18 protein-coding genes are annotated in these 19,239 nt (G+C 42.4%); 9 read left to right on the forward strand and 9 right to left on the reverse strand.

Annotation, left to right across the window (positions count from 1 at the left end; translation table 11 throughout):
• Positions 1–14: 14 nt before the first annotated feature.
• A complete protein-coding gene (locus tag FD724_RS08460) occupies positions 15–440 on the reverse strand; it encodes a M48 family metallopeptidase (protein WP_179072292.1) in 426 nt (141 codons plus the stop codon).
• Positions 441–1,348: 908 nt separating this feature from the next.
• Between FD724_RS08460 and FD724_RS08465 the strand changes: the two genes are divergently transcribed.
• Positions 1,349–1,567, forward strand: a complete 219-nt coding sequence (locus FD724_RS08465; RefSeq protein ID WP_012407469.1) for a DUF4327 family protein — start codon at positions 1,349–1,351, stop codon at positions 1,565–1,567.
• Between the two features lie 65 nt (positions 1,568–1,632).
• Here the strand turns inward: FD724_RS08465 and FD724_RS08470 are convergent, their stop codons facing one another.
• The 3 genes from FD724_RS08470 to FD724_RS08480 form a co-directional block, all read right to left on the reverse strand.
• On the reverse strand, positions 1,633–2,907 hold the full coding sequence (locus FD724_RS08470; protein ID WP_179072293.1) for a protein kinase: 1,275 nt from the start codon (positions 2,905–2,907) through the stop codon (positions 1,633–1,635).
• A gap of 202 nt (positions 2,908–3,109) precedes the next feature.
• Positions 3,110–5,101, reverse strand: coding sequence for a serine/threonine phosphatase (locus FD724_RS08475; protein ID WP_179072294.1), 1,992 nt, complete (start codon positions 5,099–5,101; stop codon positions 3,110–3,112).
• A 294-nt stretch (positions 5,102–5,395) separates the two neighbouring features.
• Positions 5,396–6,208, reverse strand: coding sequence for a basic amino acid ABC transporter substrate-binding protein (locus tag FD724_RS08480; RefSeq protein WP_179072295.1), 813 nt, complete (start codon positions 6,206–6,208; stop codon positions 5,396–5,398).
• A gap of 227 nt (positions 6,209–6,435) precedes the next feature.
• Between FD724_RS08480 and FD724_RS08485 the strand changes: the two genes are divergently transcribed.
• Complete coding sequence (locus FD724_RS08485; RefSeq protein WP_179072296.1) at positions 6,436–7,635, forward strand: PLP-dependent aminotransferase family protein; 1,200 nt, start codon at positions 6,436–6,438, stop codon at positions 7,633–7,635.
• Between the two features lie 349 nt (positions 7,636–7,984).
• Here the strand turns inward: FD724_RS08485 and larC are convergent, their stop codons facing one another.
• Complete coding sequence (larC, locus tag FD724_RS08490; RefSeq protein ID WP_179072297.1) at positions 7,985–9,271, reverse strand: nickel pincer cofactor biosynthesis protein LarC; 1,287 nt, start codon at positions 9,269–9,271, stop codon at positions 7,985–7,987.
• 73 nt (positions 9,272–9,344) lie between these two features.
• Between larC and FD724_RS08495 the strand changes: the two genes are divergently transcribed.
• The 3 genes from FD724_RS08495 (at position 9,345) to FD724_RS08505 (ending at position 12,529) form a co-directional block, all read left to right on the forward strand.
• A complete protein-coding gene (locus FD724_RS08495; RefSeq protein WP_179072298.1) occupies positions 9,345–10,004 on the forward strand; it encodes an L-threonylcarbamoyladenylate synthase in 660 nt (219 codons plus the stop codon).
• A 396-nt stretch (positions 10,005–10,400) separates the two neighbouring features.
• On the forward strand, positions 10,401–11,618 hold the full coding sequence (locus FD724_RS08500) for a HetZ-related protein (protein ID WP_012407476.1): 1,218 nt from the start codon (positions 10,401–10,403) through the stop codon (positions 11,616–11,618).
• A 434-nt stretch (positions 11,619–12,052) separates the two neighbouring features.
• The gene (locus tag FD724_RS08505; protein ID WP_114082053.1) at positions 12,053–12,529 is read left to right on the forward strand and encodes a PD-(D/E)XK nuclease superfamily protein; all 477 of its coding nucleotides are present in this window, start codon (positions 12,053–12,055) and stop codon (positions 12,527–12,529) included.
• Here FD724_RS08505 and FD724_RS08510 read toward each other — a convergent pair.
• Positions 12,501–13,358: a DNA adenine methylase gene (locus FD724_RS08510; protein WP_179072299.1), complete on the reverse strand. Its 858-nt coding sequence runs from the start codon at positions 13,356–13,358 to the stop codon at positions 12,501–12,503. The genes FD724_RS08505 and FD724_RS08510 overlap by 29 nt on opposite strands.
• A gap of 165 nt (positions 13,359–13,523) precedes the next feature.
• On the opposite strand from FD724_RS08510, the gene FD724_RS08515 reads away from it, so the two are divergent.
• From FD724_RS08515 to FD724_RS08525, 3 genes are all read left to right on the forward strand, one after another.
• The gene (locus tag FD724_RS08515) at positions 13,524–13,730 is read left to right on the forward strand and encodes a DUF751 family protein (protein WP_012407479.1); all 207 of its coding nucleotides are present in this window, start codon (positions 13,524–13,526) and stop codon (positions 13,728–13,730) included.
• Positions 13,731–13,853: 123 nt separating this feature from the next.
• Positions 13,854–14,273, forward strand: coding sequence for a 30S ribosome-binding factor RbfA (rbfA, locus tag FD724_RS08520; RefSeq protein ID WP_114082051.1), 420 nt, complete (start codon positions 13,854–13,856; stop codon positions 14,271–14,273).
• Between the two features lie 1,000 nt (positions 14,274–15,273).
• Positions 15,274–15,510 carry a DUF4327 family protein gene (locus FD724_RS08525; RefSeq protein WP_012407481.1) on the forward strand — a complete coding sequence of 79 codons (237 nt, stop codon included), beginning with the start codon at positions 15,274–15,276 and terminating at the stop codon, positions 15,508–15,510.
• A 520-nt stretch (positions 15,511–16,030) separates the two neighbouring features.
• Here the strand turns inward: FD724_RS08525 and FD724_RS08530 are convergent.
• Positions 16,031–16,384 (reverse strand): hypothetical protein, encoded by a 354-nt coding sequence (locus FD724_RS08530; protein ID WP_179072300.1) that lies wholly within the window; start codon positions 16,382–16,384, stop codon positions 16,031–16,033.
• 165 nt (positions 16,385–16,549) lie between these two features.
• Positions 16,550–17,296, reverse strand: coding sequence for a 3-oxoacyl-ACP reductase family protein (locus FD724_RS08535; RefSeq protein ID WP_179072301.1), 747 nt, complete (start codon positions 17,294–17,296; stop codon positions 16,550–16,552).
• 614 nt (positions 17,297–17,910) lie between these two features.
• On the opposite strand from FD724_RS08535, the gene FD724_RS08540 reads away from it, so the two are divergent.
• On the forward strand, positions 17,911–18,831 hold the full coding sequence (locus FD724_RS08540) for a cation diffusion facilitator family transporter (protein ID WP_179072302.1): 921 nt from the start codon (positions 17,911–17,913) through the stop codon (positions 18,829–18,831).
• Here the strand turns inward: FD724_RS08540 and FD724_RS08545 are convergent.
• Positions 18,813–19,208 (reverse strand): zinc ribbon domain-containing protein, encoded by a 396-nt coding sequence (locus tag FD724_RS08545; RefSeq protein WP_199346206.1) that lies wholly within the window; start codon positions 19,206–19,208, stop codon positions 18,813–18,815. The genes FD724_RS08540 and FD724_RS08545 overlap by 19 nt on opposite strands.
• Positions 19,209–19,239 lie beyond the last annotated feature (31 nt).

Here is a 19,239-nt window from a genome sequence, read left to right on the forward strand (position 1 = left end):
TTTAAGTGAAATTATTACTTAGATTTGGGCTGCTTATTTGGGCTGCGATCGCTATTTCCCTCTTGCTTCTTAATCTGCTCTAATACAACTTTGTAATCTTGCCGATCGGGGTGCAACTTCACCAGCTTCTCCAAAAGTGTCATCGCACCCTTAGCATCCTTCAAGTGCAACCGCACTATAGACAGTTTCTCTAAAGCAAGTTGGTTTTCTGGTTCCCGTTGTAAAATCAACTCGTAGCCCTGCGCCTGTTGCTGTAATCCTGACTCAACAGAAGGAGACGCAGTTACTGGCTTAGGTTGACTAGCTTGTTGGATTGCCGGAATTACTGCAAACACCGTAGAACCAACAAACGACACTAACGACACTATAGTGACGATCTTTTGTCGCCGCTCAATCTGCTTTTTGCGGGAAATTAGGTATTCATCCCCCGAACCAGTCATGCTTTACATACTTGCTGTGGTAAATACTGAGATATTAGCAAGCCTCCCGTTTTGAGGATACCCATCTGCTCAACAGAAACTAACATCTTGGCTAAAAATTTTTTACACAAACTTTAAAAGCTGACTCTGAAGACGAGGGAAATTTATGGTAAGCCCATGTGGTACAAACAATTTTGCTATGCGTAGTTTACCGCCGTAGGCATCGCTCCCATACTTCAAGCAAAAACCTCTCCTACGCCTAAACAGAGCCAAACCTAGAGGTCTTATTCTTTAGGCGGAAAATTAAAATTATATAAATATTTGCGATGATTCTGCCTAATGCCAGATGTTTGCGATATTCTAAATAACATTTAAATAAACAGAAATAGAGGACATTTCTACTAAACTGCAAATTTTCCTTGTCAGGCAAAAACCTTCAAACTAGCCCTTGTCATTGTGCGCTGTTTAAAAACCAAACATATTATAGAATTTTCCTAGTCCTCTTCAGTATCACTACTTAGCGCAACTTCCAGAAGGACTAATTATTTTCGTAGGTGTTCACAACAGATATCTGACAAAAGGTACTGTTGTACTCTAGTGCTTAAAGGGTAGAAGTTAAGGGGAAAAATAACACGGGGAAAGGTTAAAGGGAAAACAGAAGCATCCTTTATTTTTTAACCATTACCCTGAACTTTTGTCTGGTTTCTGCAAAAAGTTTTAGGACTACTTGGTAAAATTGGAGTTTTGTGGTGGTAATTACCGTACAAAACCGAATTTACCAGTAATTTAGTAGAGTTTGTTATGGTATAGTTAAAAAGTTAAGACTAGCTTTACCAAAATTACACCACTCTACGACCCGGCAACAATTGCAGAATGGGAAGCAGTTTTAATTAAGTATTTACCAACAAAATCTGAATTCAATCGAGGTTATGACTCAGCAAGTGATTCACCCGATGGTGAAATTGCAGCGCAACGTGCAATCACTCATAGAATCGAATATTATCAAGCCAAGTGATAGCATCTGGAAAATCGCTTTGCTCTATGGTAATGAATGGCAGCACTGGAAACAGGAACTGCTAGACTTTGGCTTTAGTATGCAAGATCCAGTTAGTGAACTGCTAGCTGTAGAAACTTGGGATGAAGAATAGGTAATAGGTAATAGGGAGTAGAGATTTTTAATATTCACCACTCCCTATTCCCTATTCCCCATTCCCTAAACTTTACAAGCAGCTAAAGCCGCAGCTAATTCCTTTGCAGTTTGGTAGCGATCGCGTGGTAATGGTTCTGTAACGCGATCAATCACATCTCTTAATTGGGAACTGATGGTGGGAACTTTTGCCACATCAAACCTGAAGTTGCGCCCCCTTTGGCGGTAATACTTGAACGGGTTTTCGCCTGTGAGCAGAAAAATCAGCGTTGGCCCAATTGCATACAAGTCAGATTGAGTCAAAGGTTGTCCTCGTTCTTGTTCAGGAGCGCAATAACCTTCTGCACCAATACGGGTACCGGGCGCTGTGCCAATTTCCTTAACTGCGCCAAAATCCAGCACTACTATGCGATTTAGTGAACTTCGCACCATTAAGTTGGCGGGTTTAATATCGCGGTGAATTAGTGGAGGTTCTTGGCTATGAAGATATTCTAAGATATCGCAGGTTTGGATCATCCAAGCGATCGCTTGGCTTGGCGTAACTGGCCCAGTTGTATAGACACGTTTCTCTAAATCTTGTCCGTGGATTAGTTCCATTGCCAAGTATTTTTTTCCGCCTTCGACAAAGAAGTCGTAATACTTGGGTATTCCCGGATGGTTAAGGGATTTGAGAGTATGTGCCTCCCGCTCAAATAATTCTTGAGCTTTGGCAATTTTTGCCATATCAGCATTCATTTGCTTCAACACCAGCAGTTGTGGGATACTCCCAATCTGACCAGCCCCATCCCAAGCGAGATAAGTAGTACCCATACCTCCTTGTCCGAGAGTTCGCAACACCTGATAATGGCGAATTTTCTGTTGCACTGAGAGAGGTTGACCGCAGTGGATGCAAAACAGATTGTTCGGGGAGTTCCCTTCATGCGTACAAGTGTATTGCCCTTGGGCTGAATAGACTGTTGCAACGGCGTTTTCTTCTGTTCCTTGTATTTGTTGTAGCGATCGCAAACCAGTCTCCAGTACTGTTAACTCCTGAATTTGGAATTGCAGTATTGGGCCTCCTTGTGCTAGTTGCAAAAGGGAATTATCTGGTAACGGACTCTGAATCACAAGGACACCGTTGAGGAAAGTCCCATTTGTACCCTGACTAATTAGCCGCCAACCACTGCCATTGTCGGCAGAATCAACGTGTCTCAGTTCTAGATGATGCCGCGAAACTAAACTATCAGTTAAAACAACGTGATTATCTGTTGCTCGACCAATCCGAATTATGGAAGAGTTCTCAAAGCACCACTGCTGGAGGGGCGTTTTCTGTTGCGGTTCTAAGAGAGTCAGACTAACCACAATACAACCTACAAGGTAAATGGATTAGGGAATGGGGGATGGGGTATGGGAAAATGGGAATTAGGCATTAAACTATATGTAAATTAGGTCTCAGCCCCTGATTTATAAGGGTTTAAGGTTAATTTGAAGATATATCTACTGGGAATTAGTGATTCTTTTTATTACCCATTCTCAATTACTCATTCCCAATCCCCATTTATTTTTAACTTTCCAAATTTGGGCGTACTTTTGCCCGAATAAGTATACCAGTAATGTTGTCGTGACCATTGTATTGGTTTCCTAAATCAATTAATTTGGTAACACCTTGTTCTAAGTTAGCGCCCGAACTAAGCAAGGGTTCTAAATGAGTCTGCCAATGGGTTTCTAGTAAATCATTATCTGATAGACCGTCCGATGCCAAAAGCAGAAGAGTATCTTCATTAATCTCAAAAAAGCCTACATCAGGATTAATCGAATTTTCATCACGAGGCCCCAAAGCTTGGGTAAGTTGGTAGGCATCCGGGCGGGCGTAAGCTATGCTTGCTTCTACTCCTCGGGTAATTTCCCGTTGCCCAACTTCATGATCTACTGTGACTTGTTCTAGTCCCCCCTTACGCGTCAAGCGATAGAGACGGCTATCTCCCACATGAGCAACTGCTGCTTGAGTATCTTGAATTAAGAGCATTACTAGAGTTGTACCCATACGCCCTACTCCAGAACGGGCATCTTGTTGATTGAGCTTGTAAATCGCCTCATTAGCTAAATAGACTGCCTCACGAATGCTATCTTCTGTTGGTAATTGATTGGCAATCCAGTGTTCTTGAAAGTATTGCCGTAGGGTGTTGACTGCTAACTCACTGGCTATCTCGCCGCCAGCATGTCCACCCATACCATCACAGAGAATATACAAACCATGCCCTTCTAGAACTCGACTTTTAGGGAACTCCAACTTTTGAATTTTGGTTTCAATACCAAAGTAGTCTTCATTGTGATGGCGTTGACGGCCTACATCTGTGCGTCCTGCATCTTCCAAGCTACTTAACTGCATCGCCAGCACAACAGTTGGCATATCATCAATTTTGCTAATGATATCTTCTGGTTCGTCTGATTGCGGCATAGTCGGCACAGTAGTATTGTTCTCCTTTATTGGGGGCAAAGTTGCGGTTCCTAGTGCTTCCAGTTCAATAGAGATTTCCTCCAAACGCGATCGCAATTGTGCGATCGTGTGAATCTTACCTACATCTAAATCTCCCAACATTTGGACTACAGAGCCAAATTGAGTGCGTTGAGACTGCCTAAATAGTGCTTGCCAAACTCGCCCCAAAGCTTGAATGGTTAACGGCTCCTCTGGAATAGCAGATGTTTGGGCTTCGGCATCTTCTGGGGACTCGCTGACAGATAGAGAACTTGATGATTCCACATACAATCTTTGTAGCGCCAGCGTTTGGTCTTCATCCAATCGCAAATTTGATAAATCTAAAAGGCTTTGACGACAATTTACTGGTTCCAACAATGCCCAAAGTTGGGTCATTTGATAACACCAGTGTAAAATTTTTAACGAACTTGTTGTCTCTTCTTGCCATAAGTCAACTAAAGGCTGCCAATTTGAGCGGTCTTCAATTATCACTACCTGCATATCCCCCTGCTGCCATGCATCGTGAATCAGTGGTATCTCGCGCTGATTTTGAGAGTGTAAGGCAATATAAGGTTTCGCAAGGTGAGGAATTCCAGTTGCATCTACTGATGGCGTTAGTAAATCGGATTGCTGACTTACTAGTATTGCCTCAATTGGTGATATTTGATACGGCTGGCAGTCTAGAACTCTCACACCTGTAACAGTAATGGTGGCAGTTTCCGTTTGGGTAGGTAGCGGATCTAACAATTGATAGCGCTCTTGGGAGTCTAAATAAGAGCCTAATGCATGAGAACTAAGGGATAGAGGAGATGACGAGGATATTGCTTCTTCATCTCCTTCTAATCCCACATCTTCCTCATTTGTCTTTACTCCCAAAGCTTCCCCAATCGTTTCTTTAGCAATAATTGCCCAAAACACTGTTCCACATTCCGTGCCACAGTTGTGACAAAGTAGTGCATTTACAGGTACATCTTCGGCGCTGCATTCAGGACAAACTTTGTGGGTCAGGGATGTGCCACAGCTTTGACAGAATTTATTGCTTTTGGGGTTTTCAAATTTACACTGAGGGCAAATCAGCATAGTGGAAGTTCCTTTATTCGCGCTCCAAGGTGCTTCTAGCCACTAAGATCAAAGGTGCCACAATTGGCTGTCCCTGACTAAAGTAGACCTACAAGAGATTGTAGTTTATCAATGAATTTTGGTGGCAGTATTAATTGTGACGCATATTAGATAAATATTTAATATATTGGCAACCAATTGCTTATGAATGGGGAATGGGGATAGGAGGCAGGAGGCAGGGGAGCAGGGGGGCAGAGGGAGACAAGGGGGACAAGGAAAATGAAAATAGCCATTCCCAATTCCCAATTCCCAATGTCAAGAGTTTGGCAATTCCGGGGGTTCTGCGTTAAACCATTTTTGATAAATTTGCTTGTAAGTTCCATTGGATAACAAAGTCTCTATACCTTTGTTTATTGCATCTAAATAGGGGGAGTCTTTAGGTGTAGCAATCCCGTAGTATTCTTCAGTAAGGAGATCGGCAACAACTCTGATGCCTTTTAGTTTGCCATTTTTAATCGCATACAAAGTTGCAAAAGCATCGCTAACCACAGCATCAACGTTGCCATTGAGCAAGTCCTGGAAAAATTCTGGCCCAGAATTAAAAGTACTAATTTTGGCGTTAGGGATGGTTTTGGCAAAATCTGCCCCAGTAGAACCAATTTGTACAGCGATTTTTTTACCTTTGAGACTGTTGAAGTCTTGAATATTTTGATTGTCTTCGCGGACAGCGATCGCTAGTCCGGCTTTAAAATAAGGTCGTGAAAAAGCAATTGTTTTCAGGCGTTCGGCGGTAATGGTGATTCCGCTAATTGCCGCATCAACTCTTTTAGCTTGCAAGGTCGAGATCATGCCATCAAAAGGTAGACTTTCAAATTGGACTGCAAAACCTGCTACTTTAGCGATGCCTGCGGCGGGCTGCGCCAACGCATTCATCAAATCAATATCAAAACCTTCCAAGTCCCCGCTAGCCTTTTGGATTTCAAAAGGGACAAAGGTGGGATCTGTCGCCACCCGAAGAGGTATAGCATCTGAGTTATTAGTAGGATAGAAATTTTTACAGGCAATAATCAGTAGCAGACAGCCTAAGCTTAAAATTAGCTGCTGCCACTTGAGGTTAAATAATTTCACTGTAGTAATTCCGTTCTATCAGTCAAGATTCACGATAGTTGTCATGATGTTATAAGAAAGAATACATCCGTCAGCAGCCACAATCCACCATGAATGCTGGGCGAATAACGAAACTTTCAGATCCCCACTCTCGTTAAAGGTTGAGATCGGAGGAAGCTTCCAATCTCAGTTTTCGCCAATTACCTTCTTGTGTGTTCTGTACTCTGACTTCCAATTTTTAATTACTTATGGTTTCTACAACCCCTGCTTACCGAATTACTGATTTGTTCGCCGAACGCGCAAAGAACCTTGCACCACCAACTTACGGTACAGAGTTAAGCAAAATCGTCACCGTCAGCTTTGCCTACGGTCTAGCCGATCCAATTCTCTTTCCTCACACTGACTTGGCTGCTGCAAGTGCCGTTGTGCTGGCAGAAGAGGCTCCGATCGCTCTCAATTACGGCCCGCCTTCCGCTCAACTGTATGAGCAAATTATCCTCCGCTTGCAGGCGAAGGGAATTGCTGCCGATCGCGATCGCCTAATCATTGGCTACGGTTCTGGTCAAATTCTCGGCTTGCTACCAGATGTGTTTGTGGAACCTGGTGATGTAGTAATTGTCGAAGGGCCAACCTTCTTGGGAGTAGTTACCAGATTTGTCCACGCTGGCGCACGCATAATTACCATTCCTGTGGATGAGTTAGGGATGGATGTAGATGCGCTAGAAGTAACATTGAACGATTTAAAAAAACAGGGCATCCGACCCCGATTTATTTATACTATTCCCACCTTTCATAATCCCACAGGTGCTACTATGCCGTTATTTCGCCGCCAAAAACTGGTAGCATTAGCGGCTGAGTATGGCGTTCTAATCGTGGAAGACGATGCTTATAGCGATTTGCGCTTTCGAGGAGAAACTATGCCCTCTCTGGCAACTCTCGACCAAGAAGGGTGGGTATTATATGTAAGTACCTTCTCGAAAATTATTGCGCCTGGTATCCGGCTAGGCTGGGCTTGTGGCGATCCAGCGATTATTGAGCGGCTGGCGATGTTCAAAAGTGAGGGGCCTGTGGGGCCATTTGTCAGCCATGTAGTTGCCCGCTATTGTGCTACAGGGAAACTAGACAATCACATTCAAGAGTTAATTGCCTGCTATAAACATAAGTGCAATTTGTTATTAGAAGCGATCGCTCAAGAGTTTCCCAGTGATGTAGTTGCTCTGCGTCCCGATGGCGGCTTTTTCGTTTGGTGTAAATTACCACCAGATATCAGCGCTAAAGCACTTCTGATGGCTGCCAGTGAACACGGCATCAGTTTTCTGCCAGGGACTCGCTGCTACGCCAATGGACAAGGGGATGATGCCATCAGGTTAGCTTTTAGCTTTCAGCCAACACAGAAGATTGTTGAGGGAATCGCTACATTAGGATCGGTATTGCGCGGATTGAGGTAATTCGTAATGACGCTCTCTATGAGATGCTCTTGCTAGCTTGCTTCTCCCAAAAATCGAGATTTGGAATTTGTTAAATATCAACCCAAATCTCAACCGTAAGACACTTTGGATTAATCTCCACACCCACTTGACATTTTAGCGATCACTTTAAGTTGTCACCAATCTAGGCAGTATAAGAACGAGGAGATTAGCCCTTTCAAGGTGGGTAAAAATATTTTTAACCTCTTTTCTCTGTGTTCTCTGCGTCTCTGTGGTAGATAAATTACTTTTAAACCGCAGAGACACAGAGAGCGCAGAGAGAAGAAAAGAGATTTTACAAGTCACCTTGAAAGGGCTAGAACTAGGAGATTTAGTTATTGACCAAATACCAATTTTGTAGCGCCAACCGTTGAATTTCGCGCCAGGGGATATTATGTTTTCTGGCTAATTCTGCACAATCTTCATATTCTGGCTGCACATTGGTTATAACTTTTTCTGGTGATTGTCCATTCCATGCTACTTTGACACGCACTTTGCCATATTCAATTTCCACTTGTTGAATTTCCCGTTGTAAAATGGCGCGTTGCTGAGTTGTTCGCCGAATACCCAAAGTTGTAGTTTCACGGAATATAACCGCTTCACAACTGAGTAAATTTTCTGGATGACAAATCACAGTCAGCAAAATTCCTGGACGGGACTTTTTCATGCCGATCGCTTGGGTAAAAACATCCACTGCACCAGCAGCAAACAAAGCCTCAAAAACATAGCCGATTGCTTGGGGATTTAAATCATCAATTTGGGTTTCTAGTACCGAGATAGTTTCTAAATTTGAGCTAGTATCTTCACAATTGCTGAAATTTGACTGTAAACTTGCGCTTTCGCCCAGCCAGAGGCGTAAAATATTGGGAATTGGTAAATTTATGGTTCCTGCTCCCAATCCTACCTGCTTGATAGCGATCGCGGGTGGTGAACCAAAATCTCTTACCAAAGTAGTAGCGATCGCAGCTCCTGTTGGCGTTACCAGTTCTCTATCAATGCCATTGCTATAAACTGGACAACCCCGCATTTCCCAAAGTTTTAATACTGCTGGTACTGGTACTGCCATTTGACCATGTGCAGCCCGAATAGTACCGCCACCAGTGGGAAACGCCGAGCAGTAAAGTAGGGGCCATCCTTCGTCATTACTCTCAATCCCCAACCAATCTAACCCCAGGCAAGTACCTACAATATCTACGATCGCATCTATAGCACCCACTTCATGAAAATGAACTTTTTCAGGGGAAATTCCATGCACCGCTCCTTCTGCGACTGCTAGCTGTCGGAATACCGCCAAACTCCAAGCTTCTGCCCGTGATGGCAACCCCGCTTTGAGAATCATCTGCTCTATTTCTGGCAGGTGGCGTGTGTGATGGTGATTGTGTTCGTGGTCGTGGTGGTCATGGTGATGGCGATCGTGTACTAAATCCACATGAACTTTAGTCGCCTGCTGACCATTCCGTTGGACAAATTCTGCTCTTAACTGATATTCCTGTTCAATTCCCAATCCATTGAGCTTTTCAATTAAATACTCCACAGGAACACCCAAACTTACCAAAGCACCCAGGCACATATCACCAGAAATTCCTGTCGGACATTGAAGATAAGCAATTTTATTCATAATAAATTAGTCATTAGTCATTAATCATTAGTCATTTGTCATTCTTCCCCAGTCCCCAATCCCCAATCCCTCTATGGCAAAAATTTTCTCAGTTCATCCGGATAATCCTCAAGTTCGCCGAATAGAGGAAATAAAGTCGGCGCTTTCTAGTGGCGCAGTCATGCTTTACCCTACTGATACAGTTTATGCGATCGGTTGTGATTTGAATGCTAAGTCGGCGGTAGAACGAGTGCGGCAAATTAAACAGCTAGCAAATGATAAACCACTGACATTTTTATGTCCCTCGCTTTCAAATGTGGCAACTTATGCCTTCGTAAGTGACACAGCCTATCGGATTATGAAACGCCTGATTCCAGGGCCATACACGTTTTTGCTCCCAGCAACTAAATTAGTACCGCGATTGGTGCAAAGCCCCAAGCGGAAAAGTACTGGAATTAGAGTACCAAACCATACTGTGTGTTTGGAGTTGCTGGCAGCTTTGGGCAATCCGATTATTTCAACTTCAGCACATCTGCCACCAGATGAAGCAGATAACGGCATGATTCGGATACAGCCAGAAACTGTTCAGTCACGGGTAGAGCTATTTGACCGTTTGGACAAGTTGGTAGACATAATTGTAGACACTGGCGAAGAACCTACTTATGAAGTCTCTACCATCTTAGATATGACCGGAGACGAAGCAGCAATTATACGGAGGGGTTTAGGTTGGGAAGCAGCAGCAGCATGGGTATAAGAATGAGACTTCACAGGCACACCTCTCCGTTTCGGAAATTGTGATAAAAGCAACTCCAGTTTTTAAATTGTCATATTTAAACGTGATGTCTATGACGGGCACAGATGCAATAACAGGATGGTGGTAACAGTAGGTACAGCAAGGGATTTGACAACTTTGAGAAAATGGTGGGTACATGAGTACTCGCGTCAATGTGGTGGCTTGTGAAAGAACCGACACATTGGCATAACTGTAACTCTCTCGTATTTCCTACAGTTTTATATATGAGCTTTAGATGTGAGCATTATATGGGGCAAGTCTTAATTGATAAATGCCCAAAGATCCTCCAGCCAAGGCTAGCCTTGATTGCTGTGTCTGCGTTGTAATTACGGTGCAATACTACTCCCTGGAAAAGTCATGAAAGCTAACGTCATCAATCTACCAAACTCTACACCCATTTTTGAAAACCACCTTTCGACCGAAGAATTTTCAGACAGCAGCGAAACCTTGATTGAATTGCTGTGTCAAGAAATGCAAGCACAAGTGAAAGCAGCACCCAGGTGCGTAGAAGCTTTAGCAAACCGCATAGCCGTAGAAGTAGAACGCATTTGCGATAAAAGCTCGCGTATCCAAACATCTGGGCAAATCAAATCCTGGCAGATTACGCTGGGAAGGCATCGGATGCAAAAGTGCTTACGTTACTATCAACTAGGTTCCAAACAAGGGCGGGTGGAATTACATAGTAATTTGGGTGCTATGGTTTACCGCCATGTAACTTTATCTGGCTCGGAGTTGGGCTTTGATGCTCGTTACAGCCTAATTGAAGATTTTTTACAAGCATTTTATATTGAAGCTATCAAAGCTTTCCGCAGAGAAAACGAACTACCTCACGATCACACACCGCGTACTCAGCTGCAATTAGCTGAATATATGGCGTTTACAGAACAGTACGCCAAACGCCGCATCAATTTACCTGGTGGTGCAAATCAGCAATTAATTATCCTGCGGGCCCAAGGTTTTGCTCGTCGTCAGCCGCAAGAGACTACCGTGGATATTGAAATGGCGGTGGAGTCTGCTAAGGGTGAAGAAGCAGAATCTTATCAGCGTAACTCGGCGGTGCAACAGTTGCGATCGCAGATGATTGCCCAAACTAATTTCGATCCATCTGAAGAGTCAGAACGCGATCGCGTCATCACTGAATTGATGAAATATCTGGAGTCTCAAGGTCAATCTGACTGTATGAACTACCTCAGCTTGAAACTTCAAGACCTCTCAGCCCCAGAAATTGACCAAATTCTCGGTTTAACCAGCCGTCAACGCGATTATCTCCAACAACGCTTTAAATACCACGTAGAAAAGTTTGCCAAACAACATCACTGGCAATTAGTACATCAATGGTTAGGCGCGGGTTTAGAGCAAAAGTTGGGTTTATCTTCCCAGCAGTGGGAAATCTTTGTGAATCAACTCACAGAACAACAACAGCAAATATTACAGTTGAAAACTGCAAGACAAACTGACCAAGCGATCGCAAAAACCATCAAATGCACCCCCAAACAGTTACAAAAGCGCTGGACTCAACTGTTAGAACTAGCATGGTCTATCCGCAACGGTCATACTGAAGCACAAACAGGTTGAAGCTAAGGTGAAATAAGCAAAAAACATTATCTAAGCCTATGACTGGGACGAGAAGCGCGAATTTAGCTTATAAAGTAAGTACAAAATCTCATTAATTTGTAGCGAATTCTTTGCGTGCCTCTGCGCTTCCCTCTGCGCCCCTACCCTGCGGGAAGGCAAAGTGCCTATGCGTTTAAATTTCACCCTTCAATTCGCCACAATCTTCCACAAATAACTCTTATCTGAATTTATCTCAATTACTAACTCGTTCCTCATCAAAATTATTAATACATTTGTATTTATTTAGTACAAAAATACCAATAATTTCCGATTTTTTACCCATTAATCCAACCTTGTTTACGTCAGAATAAAAAATTCATATTAAGAAACTGACCCTTTTTTACTACTTCTGTGAAATCCTATAATTAGTAGGACTTTTGGCAGAGGGATTTAGGATGGCTCTGACTCAAGGCGGACGGGCAAATAAGTCTGGGAATATTTTAGAAGGAAATGTTGAAGCAATCTTAAATGGACATAATTATTTCCAAGTAGGGAACTATGTCCCAAAAGAATTTATACTAAATGCTGCTTTATTACCAAAGCGCTATGGAAAAGAAATTTATATTGGAACTGGGATTTATCATACCGATTTGAAGGTTGATTTTTATGTTGTTGGCTCACCTGCAATGCCATCTGGTTTAATTTTCGAGTGCAAATGGCAAGAAAGCCCTGGTTCTGTCGATGAAAAGTTTCCTTACTTGAATATGAACATCCAGCACTATTACCCTGCACCAACTATCGTCATTTTAGGCGGTGAAGGTATGCGAGAAGGTGCCAGCAAATGGCTAAAAACAAGAGTTAATGATAACCATAATTTATTAGCAGTTTATAGCTTAGACAGATTTATTGCTTGGGCAAATAAAAATCTTTAAAAGATGTAATTAACAGTTCGTCAATCATGCCTCTATTTTTTATATTGGAGTTAATTGATCGGGCTGCTTTGATTTTGTAAGCTTCAAAATTGATATCTGTATAAATATTTCTAATAAATTCGCTATCAGAATTACAGACCATAACTTTAACACCACGACTTGCCAACTCTGCACAAGTATCTCTTAAAAGTTCTTGGTCTTTTTTACTAAAACAATTTTGACTATAAGCGGTGAAATAGCTAGTATCACTTATAGGATGATAGGGTGGGTCAAAAAATACAAAGTCATCACTGCTAGTTGCATAATTTAGGACTTCTGTAAAATCTGCTTGTTTAATTTCTGCATGAGAAAGCGCTTCTGATGCCGTTTGCAGTAAAACCTCAGAACAAATATTAGGATTTTCATATCTGCCTAAAGGCACATTGAATTTTCCCTGAGAATTGACTCGATAAAGACCATTAAAACAAGTCTTATTAAGATAAATTAGACGAGCCGCTTTTTCTATATCGGTGCCACCAGAGTTGTTTCTGACACTATAATAATAATCTTTATTATGTCGAATTTTATGCTCTTTCAATAGAGAAATTAATTCTTCAACACGATCTCTAACACAACAATAAGTGTTAATTAATTCGGCGTTAATATCAGTTAAAGTTGCTGTCTTTGGTTGAAGATAGAAAAAAACAGCACCACCACCTAAGAATGGTTCATAGTAATTTTTATAACTTTTGGGAAAATAAGGAATATATTGCTGTATCAACCTACTTTTACCCCCTGCCCACTTCAAAAATGGACGCGGGCTAGTTTCCTTGGGGATTTGAATTACCATTTACTTGCGATTTAACTGAAAATAATCGTGACTAAATAAAGCCAATATAACCGACGAGGCATATTTTATATTAGCTGGCTAATTTTCCGGCTGCATAGATTACAATTGAGTTGATAAAGCATATCAAAACAAACGTAAGTATATAACAAGGCAGTTTAGATTCAGATGTTTGACGGATTTTGGGATAACGTCTTTCGCTACCCCCGCTACTTAATTACTATAGTCTTAGGGCTGTTTTTGAACACCTTTGCGCCATTAGTGCCACTGTTGAAGCGCCCTGTTACCTTAATCGCCCTCTTAGGTTTATTTGTGAGCAGCCTAGTCTTTCTTACTTTCACCCTACGGGCAATGCTGGGCTTGAGTGCAATCTAGACTAGCGCTATATCGGGGCTATGCCCTACAGACGGTTGCTCTTGGCGTTGCTTTCGCTAAGTACTGTCTACCCAAATTGCATCTATTTTTGTCGTACAACCTCTGTCAGGAGGCGAAATTTTTATGGCTACAAATCGCCGGGTTTCCCGCGTTGCAGAACTGATCAAACGGGAAGTTAGCCAAATGCTGCTCAACGGCATTAAGGATGACCGTGTGGGTACAGGAATGGTAAGTGTGACTGATGTTGATGTTTCTGGCGATCTCCAACACGCCAAAATCTACGTCAGTATCTATGGTACAGATGAAGCTAAGGTAGAAACAATGGCAGGCTTAAAGTCAGCCACGGGTTACGTCCGCAGTGAACTTGGGGCGCGGGTACGGCTACGTCGTACACCAGAGGTCATCTTTCTCGAAGATCGTTCCATAGAACGCGGTAACAAGGTACTGGCACTACTAAGCCAACTCAATCACGATCGTCCGCCAGAAAATCTGTTAGCAGTAGAAGACAGCACAGATGAAGATGATGAATCATTTAGTGAATAAGTAACTTAAATAACAATGTAACTTCAGAACAATTAATCTCAGCAAATCCGCCAAACAGTTTACAGACGTGACTAGATCGCGTCTGTTTTAATGTAACCATAACCAACTTCAGCGATCGGTAGTTGCATCTATACGCTTGATGTTTGCCTTGGCTTTCGTCTTGATTCTACTAGGACTTACGCACAACTACACGCGGTAGGGGCAATACTCTGCGGGTACTCCGTTGGAGAATTCGTAGAGTAGCCGCTTCTCTAGAGATGCTTTGCATAGCTTGCTTCGATCTAGGAGTATGCGTCTACATGAATTGCCGCTAAGTGAAAATTATGGTTTTGGCTGTACCCTGTGGGAAGCTAACGCAACGGTGGCTTCAAATCTTAGGGGTTGAATCCCCAACTGATTTGCTCCTCCTGCCTTTACTCCACCCTTCTACAGATGTTGATCAAAAGAAAACTGTGTAATATTAGTGCTGAAAATAACTAAGCAATTGCAATTTTACTTAAGAAATTGTTAACAGATGATAGGGTAAAAGCCTTCGTAGTGTACTTTAGCCGTTATGTTTTGCAACAGTTTATACCGTAGTATCTGACAAATATTCTTGTGTTGTTTACCCTTAGATAAATACCAGCAGTTCTAGATCCGGCTTTAAGGTGATTATTTGATATGTAAGCGATTGCAATATGAATTCTTACCACCCAGCGAATCTTGCCTAAATACAGTAATGGCAAGACTTTCAGACTTGTTGCATAAAAACCATACAACCGCCATAGCAGGTTAAGTTAACTACTCGGAATTTTTTTTGTAAAGCAGATTTTTGATAAATGTCAGGATTCGTTGACTTTCTTAACATTTCTTGAGATAATTTCAGGATATCTAGCGTCAAAATAAAAATAGTTCCGTATAGCAAACTACAAAATACTAGCCACAAGTCTAATTTCTGTAATGTTTGTTCCTAATTATTAACGGGAACACTATCGTAAGTGTTAATTTGTGAGTAAAAACCATGAGTGTGAATACGGTGCCTTCTATCAATTACTACTCTCTCGATTTGATCCAAGACGAAGCACGTCGACTGGTGCAAAAGGGAATGATTAGCCGACAACAGCCAATATATACCCTTTGCCAATACATTCCAGCGAGAGAGTGGGTTTGCGTTGAATGTGAATTAGAGAAATGTGACTTTTTGTTGCGCGATCGCATTGGCGACCTAATTGGTCGTGAACAGTGGGACAACGACTAAATCAATGTTTGATTTCGGGTTTGGGGTTGGGGTTAATTTTCGATGTGTGGATGTCACAGTCAACGAGCCTACGCCCAATTTGGGGGATAATCTCTGGTTTTTAATGAGCATTGCCCCATAAAGAATCTTGCGTTTTTCATTAACACAGAAGCATTGGAGTCTTAATTTATATAAGTTTTCAAGTTAAAGAAGGCATCAGAACCATTTTTTCTGTATATCTGGTGCTACAGCTTGAGTTTAGTATGTAAATTCGGTGAAGCTCCTACATTGATCCGATAGAAGTGTAGGAACTTCACTTTTGACTCGCAATTGACAGCATCGCTTACTTTAGGGAAGCGATCGCTTGCTGTTCAAATGTAGAATCCGTCTGAAAAAGTTTGCTCAGTCGGGCTAACCGACACCAGTTGCGACAATAGAGGAAGCCTCCGCAAGTAACTGGCTCAATTTTCGCAAAATCCCAAATTTGTATAGGATTATTTGTTAAAAAATCTCTAAAAGCAGAGAAAAATTATATAAACGATTATTCGACCTGCTCTAAATATTGATTAATGTCTTCAATAATACGGGTAAGTTCAGCTTCAGTAGTCAGGCGGATATTGACGTTGCGGACAGTGAGCAAAACTTTGGCTGCGAAAGGCGTTGGCCAGATATTAGGATTACAGAAAATTTCTAAAAATACTTCACCCGTATAACGATATTCCATTGGAGGCTGGGGAGTGACTTTACCACCGCCAGGAGTGGGTTTAGCGGCGACAGCTTTCAGGCGCTCCATCAGTTGATCTGTCGCTGTCTTTAATTCTCGTGCTGCTTGGGGTGAAAAACTGAAGGAGATAGAACCTTCAATTAGGTTCAATGTTAGAGGAATTGAAGACATAAGTTTTTATTAAAGCTTATTGATAAGTACTAATCTTACCGGAAGAAGAGACGAAGCCGCCGAGATCGACGGCGGCGAAGCCCAATTTTTTGAGGATGCACCCCCAAGCGCTGATATTGTCGCCACACAGATTTACACGATCGGATTTTCCTTGGTTCTGCTGTATCAGGCTGCAAAGCCACCATCAATCTTCAGGCTTGCACCGGTAATGAAACCAGCTTCTCCACTGGCGAGATAGGAAACCATCTCGGCGACTTCTTCTGTTCGACCATACCGTTGGAGGGCAATCATACTTTTCATAGTGTCGGCAAAGGGCCCTTCCGCCGGATTCATGTCAGTGTCTATCGGGCCGGGTTGAATATTGTTCACCGTGATACCACGAGGGCCGAGATCGCGGGCAAGACCGCGTGTAAAGCTTGCAATTGCACCCTTGGTTAAAGCGTAAACGGAGCCGCCAGCAAAAGGCATTATGTCACTGTTGACGCTGCCAATCATAACGATCCGTCCGCCCTCACCCATGTGGCGGACAGCCTCCTGAGTTGCCACAAAGACACCCTTGATGTTAACCGCGATCAGCCGATCAAAATCATCCATTGAGAATTGATCGATTGGGGCTAAAGTGGCGACCCCTGCATTGTTCACAAGGATGTCAAGACGACCAAAGGCTTTCACTGTCTCGGCAACAGCGTTTTTCACGGCTTCGACATTGGCACTGTCAGCGCGAAGAGCCAGGGCTTTTCCACCAGCCGTTTCGATGGCAAGCACCACCTCGTCGGCTTTTTGCGGCGAGCTAGTGTACGTGAGAGCGACTGCTGCACCATCGTTTGCGAGACGTTTGGCGATCGCTGCTCCCAGACCGCGTGAGCCGCCTGTTACCAATGCCACCTTACCTGTAAGTTTTTTGGTACTCATAATATTCGTGATTGAAACTTGCCGTCTGAGGAAAATTGACCTTTGGAATTATATGGCTTAAGTTCTTACTCAAACTCGTAAGAGGATTAAATTTTTACTTATTACTCTGGCTTGTTAATTTATTTTTAGCGAGGGGAACGCGAAAATTTACCTCTAGGTTTACTAATTCCAAAACCTGTAAATATTTTTCGATTTTGCTGCTCAAATTTTGACTATTTTTTGAATGAAGCACAGGCTTCTTTATCCTTGTAAGGTAGTAAATAAAACTCCTTCACTCGTCAGTTATCCTAAGTAAGTACACACCACTGATGGTCGTCATAATATCTCTGGATACAATTTTGTTTGGAGTAACTAGATGTAGAAATAACAAAATTAATTAAAATATTTCTGGAATTAATGCTAAAAATATGCTGTTATTTATAAAGGCATTACTAATAACTATAAAGCTTGTAGCTGTTGTTAGCTATAAATAATCTCAACAGAATGGTAAAAAAGATAGAGCCTATAGAGAGACTTAATTCTTACTGCGTAAGACTTTGATACATTTTATTTGTGTTTATTTATGTTTTGAGTTCTACATTAGAAGTCATAGAACTTGATGTGATAAATTATCTATGGTTTACGATAACCGCGCCGAAGTACGAAAAGTTTTAATTATTACCCTACTACTCAACCTGTTTGTAATGGGATTGAAAGCACTTGTGGGTTACTGGACAGGTTCGTTGAGTTTGCTAGCTGATGCCTTGCATAGTGTGACAGATAGCGCCAACAACGTTTTAGGATTAATTGCAAGTAAATTTTCTTCTCCACAGCCCGATCGCGAGCATCCCTACGGACACCACAAATTTGAAGCTGTGGGAGCTTTAGGAATTGCCTCATTTTTAGGAATAGCCTGTTTTGAAATTCTGCAAGGGGCAATCGAACGAATTATCAAAGGTGGTGGTGAACCTGTGAGAATATCACCACCGGAGTTGTGGTTATTGCTAATTGTGCTAGGCGTGAATATTTTTGTGGCGTTTTACGAACGCGCTGTTGGTAAGCGGGTAGGTAGCTCAATTCTCATAGCTGACGCTACACATACCATGAGCGATATTTGGGTGACAATCTCTGTAATTGGCGGCTTGATCGGAGTTTGGCTAGGTTATCAATGGATGGATTTGGTGTTAGCTTTTCCTGTCGCCTTGTTGGTATTTTGGAGTGGCTGGTCAGTTTTAAAAGAAAATTTGCCTTGGCTTGTGGATCAAATGGCGATCGCACCAGAAGCAATTCATGCGATCACTACTTCTGTTCCAGGTGTAATTAACTGTCATGATATTGCTTCTCGCGGTGTTCTTGGTCGTCAGGTATTTATTGAAATGCATTTAATCGTAGATGCATCAGACGTAGAAACAGCTCACCACATTACCGAAGAAGTAGAAAGCCGATTAGAAGAAAGGTTCCGTCCAGTGAGGATTTTAATTCACGTAGAGCCACCAGCATATAAGTCTGAGCAAATTAGCTTTGAAACTGGAGTAAACTACCCGCCACTGACCTGAGTACAGGTACAGTGGGGGCTTTTAGAAGCCCTAGAAATATCAAACAAGCTTAGTTGCACGTACTCAGTCTTTTTCCCGACACGCACATCTAGCTTACAAGATAATCCCGAACCACGAGGCTGGTTTACAATTACAGCCCCAATTGCAGAAATATTTTTCGCGCCATTCAAATCAGCGTCACCAATCCACCCACAATGACCACAAACAAACTTCTTCCCACTGCGATACGATTCACCCTTCACAGGATGAATGTGCAAACAGTTGTGGCAAGTTTGGCTTGTATATCTTGGGTCAACAAACAATTCCTCCCGCCACCAATCCGAGTACAGATTTGGTGGGGGACTCCTTGCTATGAAAGTTGAAATAGTTGTGTTCACACAAGTGGAGTTGGAAATCAAATAGAGGGAA

The organism is Nostoc sp. C057 (genome assembly GCF_013393925.1).
GTDB classification, from domain to species: Bacteria; Cyanobacteriota; Cyanobacteriia; order Cyanobacteriales; family Nostocaceae; genus Nostoc; species Nostoc muscorum_A.